Raw genomic sequence first — 18733 nt, 5'->3', positions numbered from 1 at the left:
AAGGCCTCCGGCTTCGGCCGCGAGGGCGGGTTCGAGGGCATCGAGGAGTACCTCGAGACCACCTACGTCGGCATCGCCCCCTAGCCCCCCGGCAGGGTCGTCCCAATCGCCCCATAGGTGCCGAATGCCCATCGGCCGAGTGGAGGGGTTCTGGCCCGATCTGCCTCTGGGGAGCCGCGTTTGGTTGTTCAATTCGCGCCATGAGCGTGGAAGACATCGGGGTCGTCACCTCCCTGCGTCCGGCCGAGGACGCCGCGCGGACGGCCGGTCGGCTGAAGTCCCTCTCCGAGGTCATGAGCGAGACCGACGAGAAGCTCCGACTGGGGCACACAGCCGGGGCGCGCGTGTGGCCGACCGGCTTCGGCGCGCTGGACCTCGCGCTGTCCGGCGGCTTCCGCTCGGGCGAGCTCGTCCTGCTCGGTGGCCCCCAGGGGCTGGGCAAGACCGCGATGATGCTGCAGGTCCTGCGCAACGCCGTCGCGGCCAACCGCACCGCCGTGTTCTTCTCCTACGAGCACGGCGCCCACAGCATCCTGGAGCGCCTGCTCGCGATCGAGGCGGCCGAGGTGGCCGGCACCGACGGGGTCAACCTCACCAAGATCCGCGCCGCGTTCGAGGCACGGCACAGCACCGCCAACAACCTGGCCTCCCGGTTCGCCAACGCCCCCGGCGGCCCCGAGGCGGTCCGGTCGCTCGAGGGCTACGCCGACCGGCTGCACATCCACACGAGCAGCGGCCTGCACACCACGCTGGAGACCATCCACGACACCATCGCCGAGCTCGCCCAGCGGGACGGCCGGGCCCCCATGGTCCTCGTCGACTACCTGCAGAAGATTCCCCTGCCCGGCTCCAGCCTCGCCGAGGAGGAGCGGGTCGCCACGGTGGTCGAGCGGCTCAAGGACTTCGCGCTCGAGTTCTCCGTGCCCGTCGTGTCGATCGTGGCAGCGGAGAAGGGAAGCCTCGTCGGCGGCCGCCGCATGCGCGTGCACGACCTGCGCGGGTCGTCCGCGCTGGCGTACGAGTCCGACATCGTCCTGATCATCAACGAGAAGTACGACGTCGTGGCCAAGCACCACCTCGTCTACCACCTGGGCAACGCCGAGCGGTTCCGGCAGTGGGTCGTGCTGTCGATCGAGAAGAACCGCAACGGCGTCGACCACCTCGAGCTGGAGTTCCAGAAGCGGTTCGACCAGGGTCGCTTCGAGACGGAGGGGCGGGTCGTCGAGGAGCAGCTCATCGAGGAGCGGGTCTTCCGCGAGTGAACCACCGGTTCTCGCCGTGGGGGCTGTGCGCAGGCGCCAACTGCCCTATTTTGGCCCGTATGCCGTGGCGCCACGGGCCGCTCCCGCACCGAGTGCGTGCCGAGTGCTGCCCGGGGGTGCGCCGTGGTGCGTGAGGTGGGCGCCGGCACGTCGCTGACCGACCTGGTCCGCTCCGTGCGCGACGACGGGCGGCAGGTGCTCGTCGTCCCCGCGGGGGCGACGGTCGGTCAGAGCCTCGACTGGTTCGCCGAGAGCCTGCGCCTGCCCGACTGGTTCGGGCGCAACCTGGACGCGCTGGCCGACTGCCTGCACGACCTCGCGGAGGAGGAGCCGGCCGACGACACCGAGGGGCTGGTGCTCGTGTGGGACCGCGTGGCCGTCCTCAAGGCCGTGGACCCCGACGGGTACGACGGCATCCGCTCCGTCCTCGGCGAGGTCGAGGACGAGCACCCCTCGCTCGGTGTCGTCGTGGTCGACCGGTGAGCGCCGTGGGCGTCGGCGCGCTGCCCGCCGAGGTGGGGTGGCCGGCGCCGGTGGCCGTGGACCTGGTCCTGCGGCGTCGGGCTCCCGCCACCGGATGAGGGACAATGGCGGGGTGACACCACCGCGCAGCGTCGCCGTCCTCGGCTCCACCGGGTCCATCGGGACCCAGGCGCTCGACGTCATCTCGCGCAACCCCGACCGCTTCCGGGTGACGGCGCTGTCCGCCGGGTCGAACCTCGACCTCGTCGCCGAGCAGGCCGTCGCCTTCGAGGTCGAGCTGCTGGCGGTCGCCCGCGGGACCCACGAGGCGGTGGCCGAGGCCGTCGCCGCGCACGCGGGCCGCGCCGGGCGCCCGGCATACCGCCCGCAGGTAGTCGTGGGGGACGACGCGGCGGTCACGGCGGCGGCGTCGGGGGCGGACGTCGTCCTCAACGGCATCACCGGCTCCATCGGCCTCCGCCCGACGCTTGCGGCGCTCGCGGCCGGCTCGCGCCTGGCCCTGGCCAACAAGGAGTCGCTGATCGTCGGCGGGCCGCTGGTCAAGGCCGCGGCCGCGCCCGACCAGATCGTGCCCGTCGACTCCGAGCACTCCGCGATCGCCCAGAGCCTGCGCGGCGGAAGGGCGGAGGAGGTGCGGCGGCTGGTCGTGACGGCCAGCGGCGGCCCGTTCCGCGGGCGCAGCCGCGAGTCGCTGCGTGACGTCACGCCGGCCGACGCACTGGCGCACCCGAACTTCTCGATGGGGCGGGTCATCACCACGAACTCGGCCACCCTGGTCAACAAGGGCCTTGAGGTCATCGAGGCGCACCTGCTCTTCGACATCCCGTTCGACGCGATCGAGGTCGTCGTCCACCCGCAGCAGATGATCCACTCGATGGTGGAGTTCGTCGACGGCTCGACCATCGCCCAGGCCGGCCCCCCGCGCATGCTCGTGCCGATCGCGCTCGGGCTGTCCTGGCCGGACCGGCTCGCGGACGTCGACGTGCCCGTCGACTGGACGAGGGCGCAGTCGTGGGAGTTCGAGCCCCTCGACGACGAGGCGTTCCCGGCGGTGCGGCTGGCGCGGCAGGTGGGGGAGTCCGGCGGCACGTACCCCGCTGTCTACAACGCCGCCAACGAGGTCGCGGTCGACGCCTTCCACGACGGGCACATCCGGTTCCCCGACATCGTCGACACCGTGGAACGGGTCGTGCAGGAGCACGCCGGGTCCGGGATCGATTCCGCGGCGCTGTCCGTTGAGGACGTGTTGCGGGCCGACGACTGGGCCCGCAACCGGGCGCGGAAGGTGCTGGATCTGCCCGGCCCCGACCTCGTCACCGACGACACCGCCACCGACCCCCCGGCCGGTGGCACCACCACAAGCGCCCAGGGGGCTCGCGCGTGACCGTCCTGTTGTACGTCCTCGGGGTGCTGTTCGTGGCGCTCGGCGTGGGCCTGTCCATCGGCCTGCACGAGATCGGCCACCTCGTCCCCGCCAAGAAGTTCGGGGTCAAGGTCACCCAGTACATGGTCGGCTTCGGGCCCACGGTCTGGTCGACCCGTCGCGGTGAGACCGAGTACGGCATCAAGGCCATCCCGCTCGGCGGCTACATCCGCATGATCGGGATGTTCCCACCTCGTCCGGGTGACCGGCCGGGCATGCTGCGGGTGTCGTCCACCGGTCGCTTCTCCCAGCTCGCCGACGAGGCACGCCAGCTCAGCCTCGAGGAGGTCCAGCCCGGCGACGAGGACCGCGTCTTCTACAAGCTGTCCGTGCCCAAGAAGGTCGTCGTCATGCTCGGCGGCCCGATGATGAACCTGCTCATCGGCGTCGTGCTCCTCGGGGGCATCGTGTCGCTGTACGGCGTCGCCACGCCGCAGAAGGGCGCCGACGTCGCCGCGGTGAGCGAGTGCGTCGTGGCCGCCGAGCAGGCCACCGCCAAGACCACGTGCACCCCGTCGGACCCCAAGACGCCGGCCTACCAGGCGGGCGTGCGGCCGGGGGACCGGTTCGTGTCCATCGCCGGGCAGCCGATCACCTCCACCACCGACGTGGGCCGCCTCGTGCGCCCGCGGGTCGGTCAGCCCACGCCGGTCGTCGTCGAGCGCGACGGGCGCCAGGTGACGCTCACCATCACGCCGATCCGGAACACCGTCCAGCAGGTCGACGACCAGGGGCGACCCCGGGTGGACGCCCAGGGCAGGCCCGTGACCGTCGACGCCGGGTTCATCGGCGTGAGCAGCCAGACCCCGGTGGCCTACGTGCCGCAGCCGGTGACCGAGGTCCCCGGGATCGTGGGCGAGCAGCTCAAGGCCACCGCCGGGATCGTCCTGAAGATCCCGCAGAAGATGAAGGGCGTGGCCGAGGCGGCGTTCGGCTCCGGCCAGCGCGACCCCAACGGGCCCGTGTCCGTGGTCGGCGTGGGCCGCATGGCGGGCGAGGCGGCCTCGGGCGGCGTGCCGTGGATCGGTGGCCGCGACGGCATCAACCCGTTCGTCTTCCTGCTCAGCCTCATGGCCTCGCTCAACTTCGCGCTGTTCGTGTTCAACCTCATCCCGCTGCTGCCGCTCGACGGCGGCCACGTGGCGGGGGCGCTCTGGGAGGGCCTCAAGCGGTCGGTGGCGCGCCTGCTGCACCGCCCGGACCCCGGTCACGTCGACGTCGCCAAGGCGCTGCCCGTGGCGTATGCCGTGTCGACCGTGCTCATCGTGATGTCGGCGCTGCTCATCTACGCGGACGTCGTGAAGCCCGTCAACCTCGGCGGCTGACGCACGAGCGGAGGAGGGTTGCGGGCCGAGGAACGAGGCACGCGGCCCGGGGGAGCGAGCAGGAAGCCGCCGCAACCGCTCGGCGGCTGACGCACGAGCGCCGCGGTTGACGGACCCCACCCTCCGGGGGCGAGGTGCGCGGCATACCGGATAATGGACGCATGACTGTTGGTCTCGGTATGCCGGCCCTTCCCCCGCCCGTCCTCGCGCCGCGGCGCAAGACGCGCAAGATCAAGGTCGGCAAGGTCGAGGTCGGCGGCGACGCCCCGATCTCCGTGCAGTCGATGTGCACGACCCCGACGACGGACGTCAACGCGACGCTGCAGCAGATCGCCGAGCTGACCGCCGCGGGCTGTGACATCGTCCGCGTGGCGTGCCCGTCGCAGGACGACGCCGACGCGCTGCCCGCGATCGCGCGCAAGTCGCAGATCCCGGTGATCGCCGACATCCACTTCCAGCCCAAGTACGTGTATGCCGCGATCGACGCGGGCTGCGCGGGCGTGCGGGTCAACCCGGGCAACATCCGCCAGTTCGACGACCAGGTCAAGCAGATCGCCCAGGCCGCCAAGGACGCGGGTGTCTCGATCCGGATCGGCGTCAACGCCGGGTCGCTCGACCGACGCCTCCTCGAGAAGTACGGCAAGCCGACCGCCGAGGCCCTCGTGGAGTCGGCCGTCTGGGAGGCGTCGCTGTTCGAGGAGCACGACTTCCACGACTTCAAGATCTCGGTCAAGCACAACGACCCCGTCGTCATGGTGCGCGCCTACGAGATGCTGTCCGAGCGGGGCGACTGGCCGCTGCACCTCGGCGTCACCGAGGCCGGACCGGCGTTCCAGGGCACGATCAAGTCGGCCACCGCCTTCGGCGCGCTGCTGTCCAAGGGCATCGGCGACACCATCCGCGTCTCCCTCTCGGCCCCGCCGGTCGAGGAGGTCAAGGTCGGCAACCAGATCCTGCAGTCCCTCAACCTCAAGCCGCGCAAGCTCGAGATCGTCTCGTGCCCCTCGTGCGGCCGCGCGCAGGTCGACGTCTACAAGCTCGCCGACGAGGTCACCGCCGGCCTCGAGGGCATGACCGTGCCGCTGCGCGTCGCCGTGATGGGCTGTGTCGTCAACGGTCCCGGTGAGGCGCGCGAGGCCGACCTCGGGGTCGCGTCCGGCAACGGCAAGGGCCAGATCTTCGTCAAGGGCGAGGTCATCAAGACCGTGCCCGAGTCGGCCATCGTCGAGACCCTCATCGAGGAGGCCATGCGCATCGCCGAGGAGATGGGCGAGCCCGTCGACGAGGCCGAGGCCGGGTCTCCCTCCGTCACCGTCGGCTGAGCCGGGCCCACGGAGCATGGGGCGGCCGGGCCCCGTGGGGCCTAGGCTGACACCGTGCTGCGCACCCGCAACCCGGTCCACGCCCTCTCGGCGTCGGACCGCGACGCCGCCCTCGAGGTCTGCTCCCGCGACCTCGCGGCGAACGTCTTCGTCGCGGCGCGGCTGCTCGAGGGCGTCCTGACGACCCAGCCCGGGACGGTCCTCGGCCACAAGGTCGACGGTCGCCTGCAGTCCCTGTGCTGGTCCAGCGCCAACCTGGTCCCGGTCGAGGCCGACGACCAGAGCCTGGCCTGGTTCGCCGACCGCGTCCGCCGGTGGCGGCGGCAGTGCGCGTCGATCCTCGGTCCCGCCGACCAGGTCACCGAGCTGTGGCGGCTGCTCCAGCCGACCTGGGGCCCGGCGCGGGCCGTGCGCACCGCGCAGCCGCTGATGAGCATCATGGAGCCGCCCTCCTCGCTCGGTGTCGAGCTCGACCCGCGGGTGCGACCTGCCCGCCTCGACGAGGTCCACCTCGTGATGCCGGCCGCGGCGCACATGTTCGAGGGCGAGATCGGCTACAAGCCCTACACCGGCTCGGGCGCGGCCTACCGCCAGGCGCTGCTGGCGCTCATCGAGCGGGGGCACACCTTCGTCGTCGTCGAGGACGGCGCCGTCGTCTTCAAGGCCGACGTGGGGTCGGTGGCCCTCGGGTGCGCGCAGATCCAGGGCGTCTGGCTGGCGCCGCACCTGCGCGGGCAGGGCCTCGCGACCGGGCTCATGGCCTCGGTCGTCGAGCAGGTCATGCAGACCCGCGCCCGCTGGGTCACGTTGTACGTCAACGACTTCAACACCAGCGCCAGGGCGACCTACCGCGGAGTCGGATTCACCGACGTGGGGACGTTCTCGACGGTCCTGCTGTGACCGGTGTCGACGACGAGGACGTCGACGAGGACGTCGAGCCCGGGACGATCGGGTACTGGTTCTGGGGATCGCTCCTGGCCTTCGGGGCGTTCCTCGTGGCGGTCCCGGGTCGGGATCCCCGCGCCCGATTCTGGCTCGTCGCCGGGATCGTCCTCGCGGCCGCCTCGGCCGTCGGCCTGGTGCGCGTGCTGCTCCGACGTCAGTAGAGACCGGTCGAGTACTGCGTGCCGTAGTAGCGCTCGAGCTCCTCGATCGAGTCCTCCGTCCGCTCGAGCGCCTTGGCGATCTGCGGTCGGGAGCCGACGGCCATCGGGTCCCAGGTCTCGGGGTGCCAGAGCCGGCTGCGCATGAAGGCCTTGGCGCAGTGGTGGAACACCTCGTCGACCTCGACCACCAGCGCCAGCACCGGTCGGTGGCCCTTGACGACCATGTCGTCGAACCAGGGGGCGTCGCTCACGAGGTGGGCCCGCCCGTTGATGCGCAGCGTGTCGCCTCGGCCCGGGACGATCGAGATCAGGCCGACGTGCGGGTTGGACAGCACGTTGCGGTAGCCGTCGGCACGCCGGTTGCCCAGCCGCTCGGGCACGGCCACCGTCGTGTCGTCCAGGACGCGGACGAAGCCGGCAGGGTCGCCCTTGGGCGAGACGTCGCAGCTGCCGTCCGCCGCCGACGTCGCCACGAGGCAGAACGGCGAGGCGGCCAGCCACTCGCGGTCGAGCTCGTGCAGGGCCGGGCGGACCTTGTCGCGCGCGCGGGGGAGCGGCTCGCCCAGCAGTGCCGTGAGCTGTTCGGGCGTCTCGATCCGTGTCGTCATGGCGCCAGTGTGCCCGCCCAGGCCGTGGTCGCGGGACGCCGAGGGTGGGCACGACCGGTGCAGACGTCCTCTGCCCGGGCGATGTGCGCCCGCACCGGGACGGGCGGATGCCACCGCCAGCCGTACCGGGTCGGTCGTCCGTGCAGGTGCTCCGGCCCTGACCGGGCGCGCGAAACCGCGGTGAGCACGCGGCATACGGACAGATATCCTTCCCGGTGGCCCCCCACCCGAAGGAGACCGAAGTGGCCCTGCGCATGTCGACCCTGTTCCTGCGGACCCTCCGCGAGGACCCGGCGGACGCAGAGGTGCCGAGCCACAAGCTCCTCGTCCGCGCCGGCTACATCCGCCGCGTCAGCCCCGGCATCTACACCTGGCTGCCGCTCGGCCTCAAGGTGCTGCGCAAGGTGGAGAACATCGTGCGCGAGGAGATGGACGCCATCGGCGCGCAGGAGCTGCTGTTCCCCGCCCTGCTGCCCAAGGAGCCGTTCGAGGCGACCGGGCGCTGGGAGGAGTACGGCGACAACATCTTCCGGCTCAAGGACCGCAAGGACGCCGACTACCTGCTCGGGCCCACGCACGAGGAGATGTTCACCCTCGCGGTGAAGGACCTGTTCTCCTCGTACAAGGACCTGCCGCTGTCGATCTACCAGATCCAGACGAAGTACCGCGACGAGGCCCGTCCGCGCGCCGGCCTGCTCCGGGGTCGCGAGTTCGTCATGAAGGACAGCTACTCCTTCGACATCGACGAGGCCGGCCTCGACAAGGCCTACCAGCTGCACCGCGACGCCTACATCCGGATCTTCGACCGGCTCGGCTTCCACTACGTCATCGTCCAGGCCATGGCCGGTGCCATGGGCGGGTCCAAGAGCGAGGAGTTCCTCGCCACCGCCGAGAACGGCGAGGACACCTACGTCCACTGCCCCCACTGCGGGTATGCCGCGAACGTCGAGGCCGTGCGCGTGCCCGTGCCCGACCCCGTGCCGTGGGACGGTGTGCCCGCGGCGCACGCGGAGGACACCCCCGACACCCCGACCATCGAGACGCTGGTCGACCACCTCAACGCGGCCTTCCCCCGCGAGGACCGGCCCTGGGCGGCGGGCGACACGCTCAAGAACGTCCTGGTCGTGCTGGCCCACCCCGACGGCACCCGCGAGCCGCTGGCCATCGGCGTGCCGGGCGACCGTGAGATCGACGAGAAGCGGCTCGGCGCGCAGGTCGAGCCCGCGAGCGTCGAGGCCTTCGACGAGAAGGACTTCGCGGCGAACCCGGCCCTGGTCAAGGGCTACATCGGGCCCGGCGTGCTCGGCACCGACAACGCCTCCGGCATCCGCTACCTGCTCGACCGCCGCGTCTCGGAGGGCACCCGCTGGGTGACCGGGGCCGACGAGTCGGGGAAGCACGTCATCGACCTCGTCGCCGGCCGTGACTTCACCGCCGACGGCACCATCGAGGCCGCCGACGTGCGGCCCGGTGACGCCTGCCCGTCGTGCGGGCACGGCCTGGAGTCGGCGCGCGGCATCGAGATGGGCCACATCTTCCAGCTCGGCACCAAGTACGCCGAGGCGCTGGACCTCAAGGTGCTGGACCAGAACGGCAAGCTGCAGACGGTGATCATGGGCTCCTACGGCGTGGGCGTCTCGCGTGCGGTGGCGTGCGTCGCCGAGGGCAACCACGACGAGCTGGGCCTGCGCTGGCCGCGCGAGATCAGCCCGGTCGACGTGCACGTCGTCGCCACCGGCAAGGACGTCACGCGCGACCCCGAGGTCTTCTCCACGGCCGAGGACGTCACCCGGGCGCTCGAGGCGCAGGGCCTGTCGGTGCTCTACGACGACCGGCAGAAGGTCAGCCCGGGCGTGAAGTTCAAGGACTCCGAGCTGCTCGGCGTGCCCACCATCGTCGTCATCGGCAAGTCCCTGGAGAACGGCGTGGTCGAGATCAAGGACCGCGCGACCGGCGAGCGCCGCGAGGTGCCGGTCGGCGACGTCGTGGCCGAGGTGGTCCGCGAGGTCCGCGGCAGCGACTCGTGACGAGCACGGCGCACGGGCCCGTCGAGGCGGTCATCTTCGACTGGGGTGGCACGCTGACGCCCTGGCACGAGGTCGACCTGCCGGCGCAGTGGCGGGTGTTCGCCCGCGAGGTCCACGGCATCCCCGTGGAGTCCCGCGACATGGACCCGGAGGACCTCGCCGAGGCCGACTCGCTCGCCCACCGCATCCTCGTGGCCGAGGAGGCCGCGTGGAAGCGCGGTCGCTCCGAGCACTCCAGCGCCTCGCTCGAGGAGGTGCTGGCGGAGGCCGGCGTCGACCCCGCGCACGACCGGCACCACCTGGCGCTCGCGGCATACCAGCGCTTCTGGGAGCCGCACACGCACACGGACCCGCAGGTCCGCCCGCTCTGGGAGGCGTTGCACGACAGGGGGATCCGCGTCGGCGTGCTGTCCAACACGATCTGGTCGCGCGCCTACCACCGCGAGCTGTTCCAGCGCGACGGCGTCCTCGACCCCGTGGACGGCGACGTCTACTCCTCCGAGATCCACGTGGTGAAGCCGCACGCCGAGGCGTTCCTCGCGGCGTGCGCGGCGGTGTCGGTGCAGCCCGAGCGCGCGGTCTACGTCGGCGACCGGCTCTTCGAGGACGTGCACGGGCCGCAGCAGGTCGGCATGCGCGCGATCTGGGTGCCGCACAGCGACATCCCCGCCGACCAGCGCGTGGAGGTCGACGTCACGCCGGACGCCGAGGCGCACCAGCTCTCGGACATCGTCGGCATCGTCGACCGGTGGATCGCCGGGCACTGAGTGGGCGACATCGCGACGAGCACGCTGCTGCTCATGGCGCTGGCCGGTTTCGCCGCCGGCTGGGTCGACGCGGTGGTCGGAGGTGGCGGGCTCGTCCAGCTGCCGGCCCTGCTGCTGGGCTTCCCGGGCGCCACGCCGGCCCAGCTGCTCGCCACCAACAAGGTGTCGTCGGTCTTCGGCACGGCGACGAGCTCGCTGACCTACTGGCGGCGGGTGCGCCCCGACCTGCGCACGGCCCTGCCGATGGCGGCGGTCGCGTTCGTCGGGTCGGCCGGCGGTGCACTCATCGGCCTGCACATCCCGAAGTCGGCGTTCAACCCGATCATCCTGGTGATGCTCGTCGTCGTGGGCGCCTACACGGTCGCCCGGCCCTCGCTGGGGCAGGAGACGGCCCTGCGGTTCGACGGCCACCGGCACACGGTCGTGGCGATGCTCACCGGGTTCTGCATCGGCGTCTACGACGGGGCGCTGGGGCCGGGCACGGGCAGCTTCCTCGTCTTCGCGCTCGTGGGGCTGATGGGCTACGCCTTCCTCGAGGCCAGCGCCAAGGCCAAGATCGCCAACCTCGCCACGAACCTCGGCGCGCTCGCGGTCTTCGCCCCGGGCGGCCACGTCATGTGGGGGATCGGCCTGGTCATGGCCGCGGCCAACCTGCTCGGCGGCTACACCGGGGCGCGTACCGCCGTGGCCCGGGGGAGCCGGTTCGTGCGGGTGGTGTTCGTGCTCGTGCTGGTCGCCTTCATCGCCCGCATCGGCGGCCAGCTGCTGGGGTGGTGGACCTGAGCGGCGCGCCGTCGGACGCCGTCGTCCCGGACCCCCGCCTGCTCGCGAGGGTCCGGTCGCTGGCGGACGCGGCCCGGGCCGATGGCCGACGGCGCGTCCTCGGCATCGCCGGCCCGCCCGGGTCGGGCAAGACGACGCTGGTCGCGGCCCTGCTGGCAGCGACCGCCGGTGACGCCGGCGTGGCCGGGCACGTCGCCCACGTGCCCATGGACGGCTTCCACCTCCTCGACGCCGACCTCGTGCGCCTCGGCCGCCGCGACCGCAAGGGCGCGCCCGACACCTTCGACGCGGCGGCATACGCGGCAGCGCTCGAGTCGGTGCGCGAGCTGCCGCGCCGCGAGGTCGCCGCACCCGCCTTCGACCACGCGGTGGGTGAGCCCCAGCCGGGCGCCCTGGTCGTGCCGGTGCAGGCGGACGTCGTGGTCACCGAGGGCAACTACCTGCTGCTCGACGACGAGGCGTGGCGCCCCGTGCGCGACCAGCTCGACGAGGTGTGGTTCTGCGCGCTCGCCGACGACGTGCGCGTCGAGCGCCTGGTGCACCGGCACGTCGCCGCGGGGCGGGCACCGCAGGACGCGCGCGCCTGGGTGCTGCGCTCGGACGAGGCCAACGCCGCGCTGGTCGGGCCGACGGCGCTGCGCGCCGACGTGGTGGTGCTCGACGGGCGGGTCGTCGGGCCGGACGCCGACTTCGGGCCGGACGCCGACTTCCGGCCGGAGGCCGACCCGGGCCCGGACGAAGACTGACCCCCGTCACGGGCCCTCCACAGCAACCTCACAGACGCCGGCCGCAGAGTCGTCACGTGACCTCGACCGACCTCGCCGACGCCATGGCGTCGACAGCCGCCCCCGCCGCAACCACCCGGCGCCCGCGCACCGTCCGGCCCGTGCCACGCTGGTGGCGGGACGCCTCGGTGTCGCTGTTCTGGCTCGTCGTGCTCTTCGTGGTGACGCTGTGGGTGGCGAACGGCGGCGTGCAGGCCCTTGGCGGCCTCGGCACCGGGATGACCTCGCTCGGGCGGCTGACCGGGCTCGTGGCCTCGGCCCTCCTGCTCGTGCAGGTCTTCCTCATGGCGCGGATCCCGTGGTTCGAGCAGGCGTGGGGGCAGGACGCCCTGGCGCGCACCCACCGGTACGTCGGGTTCACCTCCTTCAACCTGCTCTGGGCGCACATCGTCCTGATCACCCTCGGCTACGCCGCCACCGGTCCCAAGGGCCTGTGGGGCACGATCGTCGACTTCGTCCTCAACTACCCCGGCATGCTGCTGGCCGTCGCCGGGACCGTCGCCCTGTGCATGGTGGTCGTCACCTCCGTGAAGAAGGCCCGCGCGCGACTGCGGTACGAGTCGTGGCACCTCATCCACCTCTACGGCTACCTCGGTGCGGGGCTGGCGCTGCCCCACCAGCTGTGGACCGGCCAGGAGTTCCTCACCTCCAAGGCCTCGACCGTCTTCTGGTGGACCCTGTATGCCGTCTGCGCCGGTGCCGTGCTCGTCTACCGCCTCGGGCTGCCCGCCTGGCGCTCGCTGCGCGCACCGATCCGCGTCGTGTCGGTGCGGCAGGAGGCACCCGGCGTCACGTCCGTCGTCGTCGGCGGTCCCGGCGTGGAGCACCTCGACGCGCTTCCCGGCCAGTTCTTCCAGTGGCGGTTCCTCGACGGGCCGGGCTGGACCCGTGCCAACCCCTACTCGCTCTCCGCCGCTCCCGACGGTCGCCACCTGCGGATCACGGCCGCCCACGTCGGTGACGGCACCGGCCGGCTCGCACGGCTGCGCCCCGGCACGCGCGTCCTGGTCGAGGGCCCCTACGGCCGCCTGCACGAGGGTGTCCGCACCCGCCACAAGGTCCTGCTCATGGGCTCCGGCATCGGCATCACCCCGATGCGAGCACTGCTCGAGGGATTTCGGCAGGCGCCCGGCGACGTCACCGTCATCCACCGCGCCCGCACCGGCGAGGACCTCGTCCACGCCGACGAGCTGCACGAGCTCGCCACCCGGTGCGGCGCCCGCTACTTCACCGTCGAGGGGCCGCGCGTCCCGGGGCGGGAGACCTGGCTGCCGCGCTCGGCGGCCCACCTGACCGACGCCCAGGCTCTGGCCCAGCTCGTGCCCGACGTGGCCGAGCGGGACGTGTTCCTGTGCGGCTCGCCCGGCTGGATGGAGGCCGCGCGCCGCGCCGCGCTGGCCTGCGGCACCCCGAGCGAGCGCATCCACCTCGAGCGGTTCACGTACTAGGAGCACCCGTGCGACGCATCACCCTGTGGGGGCTGTCCACCCTCACCACCCTCGTCCTGCTGTTCAGCTACCACACGTCCACCGGCTCGGGGACCTCGCTCGCCTCGCCCGTGGTGGCGCAGGCGGGTGCGGCCTCCGGCGGCTCCGGCTCCGCGTCGGGGTCCACCGGCTCGAGCGGCTCGACCGGCAACGGCTCCAGCGGGACCTCCGGGTCCGGCAGCAGCTCGTCGGGCAGCTCCGGGTCGTCGAGCTCGTCGTCCGGCGGGTCGAGCAGCTCCTCGGCCGCCAAGACCTACGACGGCGACACGGCACAGACGCGCTGGGGCCCGGTGCAGGTCCGGATCACCGTGCAGGGCGGCAAGATCACCAACGCCGAGGCGATCGTCTACCCCAACGGCAACGGCCGCGACGCGGAGATCAACTCCTACGCCCTGCCGGTCCTCAACCAGGAGGTCGTCCAGGCCCAGAGCGCGAACATCGACATGGTGTCCGGCGCGACGGTCACGTCCGACGGCTACCTCCAGTCGCTGCAGTCGGCGATCGACCAGGCGCACCTGTGACCGCGGACCTGGTGACCGGACGGGAGGGGGCGGTCGCCGAGACCCCGCGGCGCGCGTTCGTCGAGCACGTCATGGGCATGCCCGTGTCCGTCCACCTGCGGGGCGACGTGGACTCGCAGGCCGCGGACGCGGCCGTCGCGCAGGTGTTCGCGCACCTGCGCAAGGTCGACGAGGTGTTCAGCACGTGGCGCGGGGACAGCGAGCTGTCCCGGGCCCTGCGCGGGGAGCTGGACCCTCGGGACGCCCACCCGTGGCTGGCGGAGGTGCGCGAGCTGTGCACGGTCGCCGAGCTGCGCACCGGGGGGCTCTTCAGCGCCCACACCGCCGACGGCGGCTACGACCCGACCGGCCTGGTCAAGGGCTGGGCGGTCGAGGGGGCGGCGGCCCACCTGGCGCACGTCCCCGGCATCTCGTTCTGCCTCAACGCCGGTGGTGACCTGCTCGCCGGGGCGGGGTACGGCGCGACCCCCACCTCGTGGCGCATCGGCATCGAGGACCCGCGCGACCGCAGCCGGGTGGCCGCGACGGTGGACCTGGCGCGCGGCGGCCTGGCGACCTCCGGCACCGCCGCCCGGGGCGCACACATCCTCGACCCGCGCTCCGGCGCGCCCGTCGGGCGGTCGGGGTCGGCGACGGTGTGGGGGCCGACCCTGCTGTGGGCCGACGTCTGGGCGACCGCGCTCTTCGTCGACCCGGCGGCCGGCGTCGAGGCGCTCGAGCTGGCCGAACCGGCATACCGGCACCTCGTGCTCTGAACCGGCTCTGGCACGGTGGAGCCCGTGCAGGTCTGGTACGCGTGCTACGGGAGCAACCTCCGACGTGAGCGCTTCCTGCGCTACCTGCAGGGCGGTCGGCCGGCAGGGGCGCGCCGCAGCCACCCCGGCGCGCGCGACACCACCGCGCCCGCAGGCGACCGGCCGATGACCCTGCCCGGCATCGTCCTCTTCGGCTGGGAGTCGCCCACGTGGGGCGGGGGCATCGCGTTCTACGACGCGGGAGCGGCCGGCACCACGCTGGCCCGGGCCTACCTGGTCACCGACCAGCAGTTCGCCGACGTCGCGGCCCAGGAGATGCACCGTGAGCCCGGCAGTGCCTGGACCTCGCCCACGTCCTCGAGCACGCCCGCCACGACGTCGGCCCGGGGCGCTACGAGTCGCTGCAGCTCGTCGGCGAGCTCGACGGACACCCCGTCCTCACCTTCACCACCCCGGATCCCGCTGCGGTGCAACACAACCCGCCCGCCCCGGCATACCTGCGCACGATGGCCGAGGGCCTGCGCGAGGCGCACGGGCTCGAGGACGAGCAGGTGGCGGACTACCTGCTGTCGTGCCCGGGTGCGGTCCCCCGATGGGACGCCGCCCGGCTGGCGGCGGAGGTCATCGCGCCAGGGCTGCCCTGAGCGCGGCGGCATCGGTCACCGGGGCGTCGCAGACGAACCCGCGACAGACGTATGCCGCGGCCGCACCGCTGACGAGGGGCCGGTCCGCGAGCAGCGGCACGCCGGGGGAGTCGGGCCTGCCGTGCGCGAGGACCAGTCCCGGCGACGACGACGCCCGGGCCACTGCGAGCAGCTCCTCGGCCTCCGGGCCGTCCCCGACCACGGCCACCTGCAGCGGGCCGGCCAGGGCCGCCTCGGCCACCGCCAGCCCCCACCCCGCGAACCGCGGGTCGCGGGCCGCGAGGAAGCCGGAGGAGGCCAGCGCCGCCTCGGCGCGCTCGCGCATCGCCGTGTCGCCGGTGAGGGCGGAGCACGTGAGCAGGGCGCCGGCGAGGGCGGACTGGCCGCTCGGCTCGGCGTTGTCGGCAGGGCTGCGCGGCCGGAGCACGAGCGGCTCGGCATCGGCAGCCGTGTCGTGGAAGCCGCCGTCGTCCGCGCCGAACTGCTCGACCGCGACCTCGAGCAGCTGCCAGGCCGTGTCGAGCCAGCGGGCCTCGCCCGTGGCCTGGTGCAGCGCCAGCAGCCCCTCCGCCAGGTTCCCGTGGTCGTCGGCCACGCCAGCGGCGGTGCCGACTCGGCCGTCGCGCGAGGAGCGGCGCAGGCGTCCGTCGACGAGGTGGGCCCCGACGACGAACTCCGCACAGGCACGGGCAAGCTCGAGCAGCGGCGGGTCCTCGAGGGCGATCGAGGCGTCCGCTAGGGCGGCAATGGCCAGGCCGTTCCAGGACGTGACGACCTTGTCGTCGCGGGCGGGCTGCGGGCGCTCGTTGCGGGAGGCCAGGAGACGGGACCGCACGCCGGCCCACCACTGCGGGTCGTCCGGGTCGGTGCGTAGCTGGAGGGTCGAGGAGCCGTGCTCGAACGTGCCAGCCGGGGTCACGGACAGCAGCTCCGCGGCGCGGGTGCCGTCCTGCTCGCCGAGGACCTCGACGAGCTGCTCCGGCGTCCAGGCGTAGGTGAGGCCCTCGACGCCGTCGGTGTCCGCGTCGAGCGCTGACGCGAACCCGCCTGTCGCAGTGAGCAGGTCGCGTCGAAGGAACTCTGCCGTCTCGGTGGCGACGCGGCGGGCGAGGGGGTCGCCGGTGGCGCGCAGCCAGTGGGCGAACACGCGCAGCAGCTGCGCGTTGTCGTAGAGCATCTTCTCGAAGTGGGGCACCACCCAGTCGGCGTCGACGGAGTAGCGGGCGAACCCGCCGCCGAGCTGGTCGTACATGCCGCCGCGGGCCATCGCGGCGCACGTGCGCTCGACCATCGCCAGCGCGTCCGGGGACCCCGTGCGCGCGTGGTGTCGCAGCAGGAACTCCAGCACCATCGACGGCGGGAACTTCGGTGCGCCGCCGAAACCACCTCGGGCGTCGTCGAACTGGCGCCGCAGACCGGCTGCCGCCTCGCCCAGCGCCTGCTCGTCCAGGGCGGCGGGAGCCGCCGCGGACGTCATCTCGCGCAGCCGTCCAGCGATGTGCGCGCTGCTCTCGAGCACCCGCTCGCGCTGCTCCGCCCAGACCGTACGCACCTGCGCCAGCAGCTGGAGGAACTGACCCCTGGGGAAGTACGTGCCCGCGAAGAAGGGCTCGCCGTCCGGCGTGAGGACGCACGTCATGGGCCAGCCGCCGTGCCCGGTCAGTGCCGTGGTCGCGCTCATGTAGACCGCGTCGACGTCCGGCCGCTCCTCGCGGTCGACCTTGACCGCCACGAAGTGCGGGTTGAGCGCAGCCGCGACCTCTTCGTCCTCGAAGGTCTCGTGCGCCATCACGTGGCACCAGTGGCACGCGGCATACCCGACGCTGAGCAGGACGGGCACGTCGCGCCGGCGCGCCTCCGCGAACGCCTCCTCACCCCACTCCTGCCAGTCGACGGGGTTGTCGGCGTGCTGGAGCAGGTAGGGCGAGGTCGAGTCCGCGAGCCGGTTGGGCATGCGCCCACCGTATGCCGGGCGGCCGCCCACGTCGGACGGGCCCGGTACCGGGAACCGGACGAACGTTTGACCCGGATTTGCCTTACCGAGGGTCAGAAAGGCGCTTTGATGGGCGTCGTCAACTGGACACGCACCGGTCCGCACGCCGCCGCGGGGCCAGGCTCACCAACAGCCGGGTCGCAATGGCGCGACCCGGCGGATCGGAGATGCAGTGTCTGCTTCATCCCCCACCCCGCGCCGCAGGCGCACCGCCGCCGGGCTCGTCGCCGGCGCCGCCCTGGCTGCGACGACCCTCGTGGTGGCGCTCCCGGCGCCGGCGCTCGCGGACGGCCCCGGCTCCGGGACCCCGACGGTCGTCACGGTCGGCGACTCGTACATCTCGGGCGAGGCCGGCCGCTGGGCCGGCAACACCAACACCGGGTCGCAGTACATCGACGCGCTCGGCTCGACGGCCTACTACGACAACGCGTCCGACACCGCCGAGACGATCCCACGGTGCCACCGCTCGCACGCCTCGGAGGTCCACCTCGGTGGTGGCGTCAACGGCATGAACCTCGCCTGCTCCGGCGCCAAGACGGCCACCTACACGGACTCCAACGGCTACTTCAAGCCCGGGCTCGACTTCTACGACGACGGCGCGGGCAACCAGGGCCAGGCGAAGATGCTCCAGGCCTACGCCAGCACCCACAACGTGACGATGGTCGCTGTCTCCATCGGCGGCAACGACTTCAACTTCGGCTCGATCGTGCAGTCCTGCGTCTCCGACTTCCTGACGTCCTCGTCCCTGTGGCCCAACTACTGCAACGACGACTCGTCGGTCACGGCCAACTTCACCAGCAGCAACGTCAGCGCCCAGACCACGGCCATCAAGAACGGCCTGCTCAACCTCGCCACCGCGATGCGCAACGCCGGCTACGCCGACTCGCAGTGGACGCTGATGGTCCAGGACTACATGTCGCCGCTGCCGGGCGGTTCGGGGATCCGCTACTCCCAGAGCGGTTACACCCGGCAGAACACCGGCGGGTGCGGCTTCTGGAACAAGGACGCAGACTGGGCCAACTCCACCGCGCTGTCGACGATCAACAGCAGCGTCAAGAACGCCGTCTCGGCGACCGGGCTCGGCAACACCCGGGTGCTCGAGCTGGCGACGGCCTTCAACAGCCGGCGCCTGTGCGAGAACACGGTCGGCCTGCTCGAGGAGGAGGGTCTGACGAGCTGGACCGGGGCGGGCGCGGTCGACAAGACGGAGTGGGTCAACCAGATCCGGACCGTCTCCACGGCGACGAGCGACTACTACATCCAGGAGTCGCTGCACCCCAACTACTGGGGTGAGCTCGCGCTGCGCAGCTGCCTGCGCCAGGCGTACAACGGCGGAAGCCCGAAGTCGGGCACCTGCACCCGCAGCTCCACGGGGCTGACCGCCTCGGGCGAGCCGGTGATGTCGCTGAAGTGACCGCAGTCCGGGGCGGCACGGCCCCCGC

General features: G+C 72.6%; 19 protein-coding genes. 16 read left to right on the top strand and 3 right to left on the bottom strand.

What is annotated here, in order from left to right; translation table 11 throughout:
- Positions 1-200: 200 nt before the first annotated feature.
- From ACFUC1_RS16280 to ACFUC1_RS16250, 7 genes are all read left to right on the top strand, one after another.
- On the top strand, positions 201-1262 hold the full coding sequence (locus ACFUC1_RS16280) for a DnaB-like helicase C-terminal domain-containing protein (RefSeq protein WP_379121620.1): 1062 nt from the start codon (positions 201-203) through the stop codon (positions 1260-1262).
- Positions 1263-1385: 123 nt separating this feature from the next.
- A complete protein-coding gene (locus ACFUC1_RS16275; RefSeq protein ID WP_379121618.1) occupies positions 1386-1745 on the top strand; it encodes a barstar family protein in 360 nt (119 codons plus the stop codon).
- A gap of 94 nt (positions 1746-1839) precedes the next feature.
- Positions 1840-3129: a 1-deoxy-D-xylulose-5-phosphate reductoisomerase gene (gene dxr / locus ACFUC1_RS16270; RefSeq protein WP_379121616.1), complete on the top strand. Its 1290-nt coding sequence runs from the start codon at positions 1840-1842 to the stop codon at positions 3127-3129.
- Entirely contained in the window at positions 3126-4493 is a 1368-nt protein-coding gene (locus ACFUC1_RS16265) for a M50 family metallopeptidase (protein WP_379121614.1), read from the top strand. Before dxr ends, ACFUC1_RS16265 begins: the two co-directional genes overlap by 4 nt.
- Before the next feature lie 161 nt (positions 4494-4654).
- On the top strand, positions 4655-5815 hold the full coding sequence (gene ispG / locus ACFUC1_RS16260; RefSeq protein ID WP_379121612.1) for a flavodoxin-dependent (E)-4-hydroxy-3-methylbut-2-enyl-diphosphate synthase: 1161 nt from the start codon (positions 4655-4657) through the stop codon (positions 5813-5815).
- A gap of 54 nt (positions 5816-5869) precedes the next feature.
- Positions 5870-6715: a GNAT family N-acetyltransferase gene (locus ACFUC1_RS16255; RefSeq protein ID WP_379121610.1), complete on the top strand. Its 846-nt coding sequence runs from the start codon at positions 5870-5872 to the stop codon at positions 6713-6715.
- On the top strand, positions 6712-6921 hold the full coding sequence (locus ACFUC1_RS16250) for a hypothetical protein (protein ID WP_379121609.1): 210 nt from the start codon (positions 6712-6714) through the stop codon (positions 6919-6921). The genes ACFUC1_RS16255 and ACFUC1_RS16250 overlap by 4 nt, the downstream gene beginning before the upstream one ends.
- On the opposite strand, the gene ACFUC1_RS16245 is transcribed toward ACFUC1_RS16250, so the two are convergent.
- Positions 6915-7529, bottom strand: a complete 615-nt coding sequence (locus ACFUC1_RS16245; protein WP_379121607.1) for a pyridoxamine 5'-phosphate oxidase family protein — start codon at positions 7527-7529, stop codon at positions 6915-6917. The genes ACFUC1_RS16250 and ACFUC1_RS16245 overlap by 7 nt on opposite strands.
- A gap of 242 nt (positions 7530-7771) precedes the next feature.
- Here ACFUC1_RS16245 and ACFUC1_RS16240 point away from each other — a divergent pair, with 242 nt between their 5' ends.
- The 7 genes from ACFUC1_RS16240 to ACFUC1_RS16210 are packed head-to-tail and all read left to right on the top strand — an operon-like array spanning position 7772 to position 14654.
- The gene (locus tag ACFUC1_RS16240) at positions 7772-9556 is read left to right on the top strand and encodes a proline--tRNA ligase (protein WP_379121605.1); all 1785 of its coding nucleotides are present in this window, start codon (positions 7772-7774) and stop codon (positions 9554-9556) included.
- Positions 9553-10323, top strand: coding sequence for an HAD family hydrolase (locus ACFUC1_RS16235; protein ID WP_379121603.1), 771 nt, complete (start codon positions 9553-9555; stop codon positions 10321-10323). Before ACFUC1_RS16240 ends, ACFUC1_RS16235 begins: the two co-directional genes overlap by 4 nt.
- A gap of 33 nt (positions 10324-10356) precedes the next feature.
- Complete coding sequence (locus tag ACFUC1_RS16230) at positions 10357-11106, top strand: TSUP family transporter (protein ID WP_379121622.1); 750 nt, start codon at positions 10357-10359, stop codon at positions 11104-11106.
- A complete protein-coding gene (locus tag ACFUC1_RS16225) occupies positions 11094-11852 on the top strand; it encodes a nucleoside/nucleotide kinase family protein (protein WP_379121601.1) in 759 nt (252 codons plus the stop codon). Before ACFUC1_RS16230 ends, ACFUC1_RS16225 begins: the two co-directional genes overlap by 13 nt.
- Positions 11853-11908: 56 nt before the next feature.
- Positions 11909-13339 carry a ferric reductase-like transmembrane domain-containing protein gene (locus tag ACFUC1_RS16220; protein ID WP_379121599.1) on the top strand — a complete coding sequence of 477 codons (1431 nt, stop codon included), beginning with the start codon at positions 11909-11911 and terminating at the stop codon, positions 13337-13339.
- A gap of 8 nt (positions 13340-13347) precedes the next feature.
- Positions 13348-13899 carry an FMN-binding protein gene (locus ACFUC1_RS16215; RefSeq protein WP_379121597.1) on the top strand — a complete coding sequence of 184 codons (552 nt, stop codon included), beginning with the start codon at positions 13348-13350 and terminating at the stop codon, positions 13897-13899.
- Positions 13896-14654: an FAD:protein FMN transferase gene (locus tag ACFUC1_RS16210; RefSeq protein WP_379121595.1), complete on the top strand. Its 759-nt coding sequence runs from the start codon at positions 13896-13898 to the stop codon at positions 14652-14654. The genes ACFUC1_RS16215 and ACFUC1_RS16210 overlap by 4 nt, the downstream gene beginning before the upstream one ends.
- Before the next feature lie 269 nt (positions 14655-14923).
- On the opposite strand, the gene ACFUC1_RS16205 is transcribed toward ACFUC1_RS16210, so the two are convergent.
- Positions 14924-15085: a hypothetical protein gene (locus ACFUC1_RS16205; RefSeq protein WP_379121593.1), complete on the bottom strand. Its 162-nt coding sequence runs from the start codon at positions 15083-15085 to the stop codon at positions 14924-14926.
- 36 nt (positions 15086-15121) lie between these two features.
- Here ACFUC1_RS16205 and ACFUC1_RS16200 point away from each other — a divergent pair, with 36 nt between their 5' ends.
- Complete coding sequence (locus tag ACFUC1_RS16200; protein WP_379121591.1) at positions 15122-15298, top strand: hypothetical protein; 177 nt, start codon at positions 15122-15124, stop codon at positions 15296-15298.
- On the opposite strand, the gene ACFUC1_RS16195 is transcribed toward ACFUC1_RS16200, so the two are convergent.
- Positions 15276-17252, bottom strand: coding sequence for a thioredoxin domain-containing protein (locus ACFUC1_RS16195; protein ID WP_379121589.1), 1977 nt, complete (start codon positions 17250-17252; stop codon positions 15276-15278). The genes ACFUC1_RS16200 and ACFUC1_RS16195 overlap by 23 nt on opposite strands.
- A 211-nt stretch (positions 17253-17463) precedes the next feature.
- Between ACFUC1_RS16195 and ACFUC1_RS16190 the strand changes: the two genes are divergently transcribed.
- Positions 17464-18705, top strand: coding sequence for a hypothetical protein (locus ACFUC1_RS16190; protein ID WP_379121587.1), 1242 nt, complete (start codon positions 17464-17466; stop codon positions 18703-18705).
- Positions 18706-18733: the final 28 nt, after the last annotated feature.

The organism is Pedococcus sp. NPDC057267, from assembly GCF_042668795.1.
Taxonomy (GTDB): domain Bacteria; phylum Actinomycetota; class Actinomycetes; order Actinomycetales; family Dermatophilaceae; genus Pedococcus.
The sequence above is the reverse complement of the archived record's forward strand: the minus strand, read 5'-3'. Positions and strand labels throughout refer to the sequence as shown.

Coding starts and splice junctions, on each gene's coding strand:
- ACFUC1_RS16280 (WP_379121620.1), top strand. CDS start 201: ATGAGCGTGGAAGACATCGGGGTCGTCACCTCCCTGCGTCCGGCCGAG.
- dxr (WP_379121616.1), top strand. CDS start 1,840: ATGAGGGACAATGGCGGGGTGACACCACCGCGCAGCGTCGCCGTCCTC.
- ispG (WP_379121612.1), top strand. CDS start 4,655: ATGACTGTTGGTCTCGGTATGCCGGCCCTTCCCCCGCCCGTCCTCGCG.
- ACFUC1_RS16245 (WP_379121607.1), bottom strand. CDS start 7,529: ATGACGACACGGATCGAGACGCCCGAACAGCTCACGGCACTGCTGGGC.
- ACFUC1_RS16230 (WP_379121622.1), top strand. CDS start 10,357: ATGGCGCTGGCCGGTTTCGCCGCCGGCTGGGTCGACGCGGTGGTCGGA.
- ACFUC1_RS16195 (WP_379121589.1), bottom strand. CDS start 17,252: ATGCCCAACCGGCTCGCGGACTCGACCTCGCCCTACCTGCTCCAGCAC.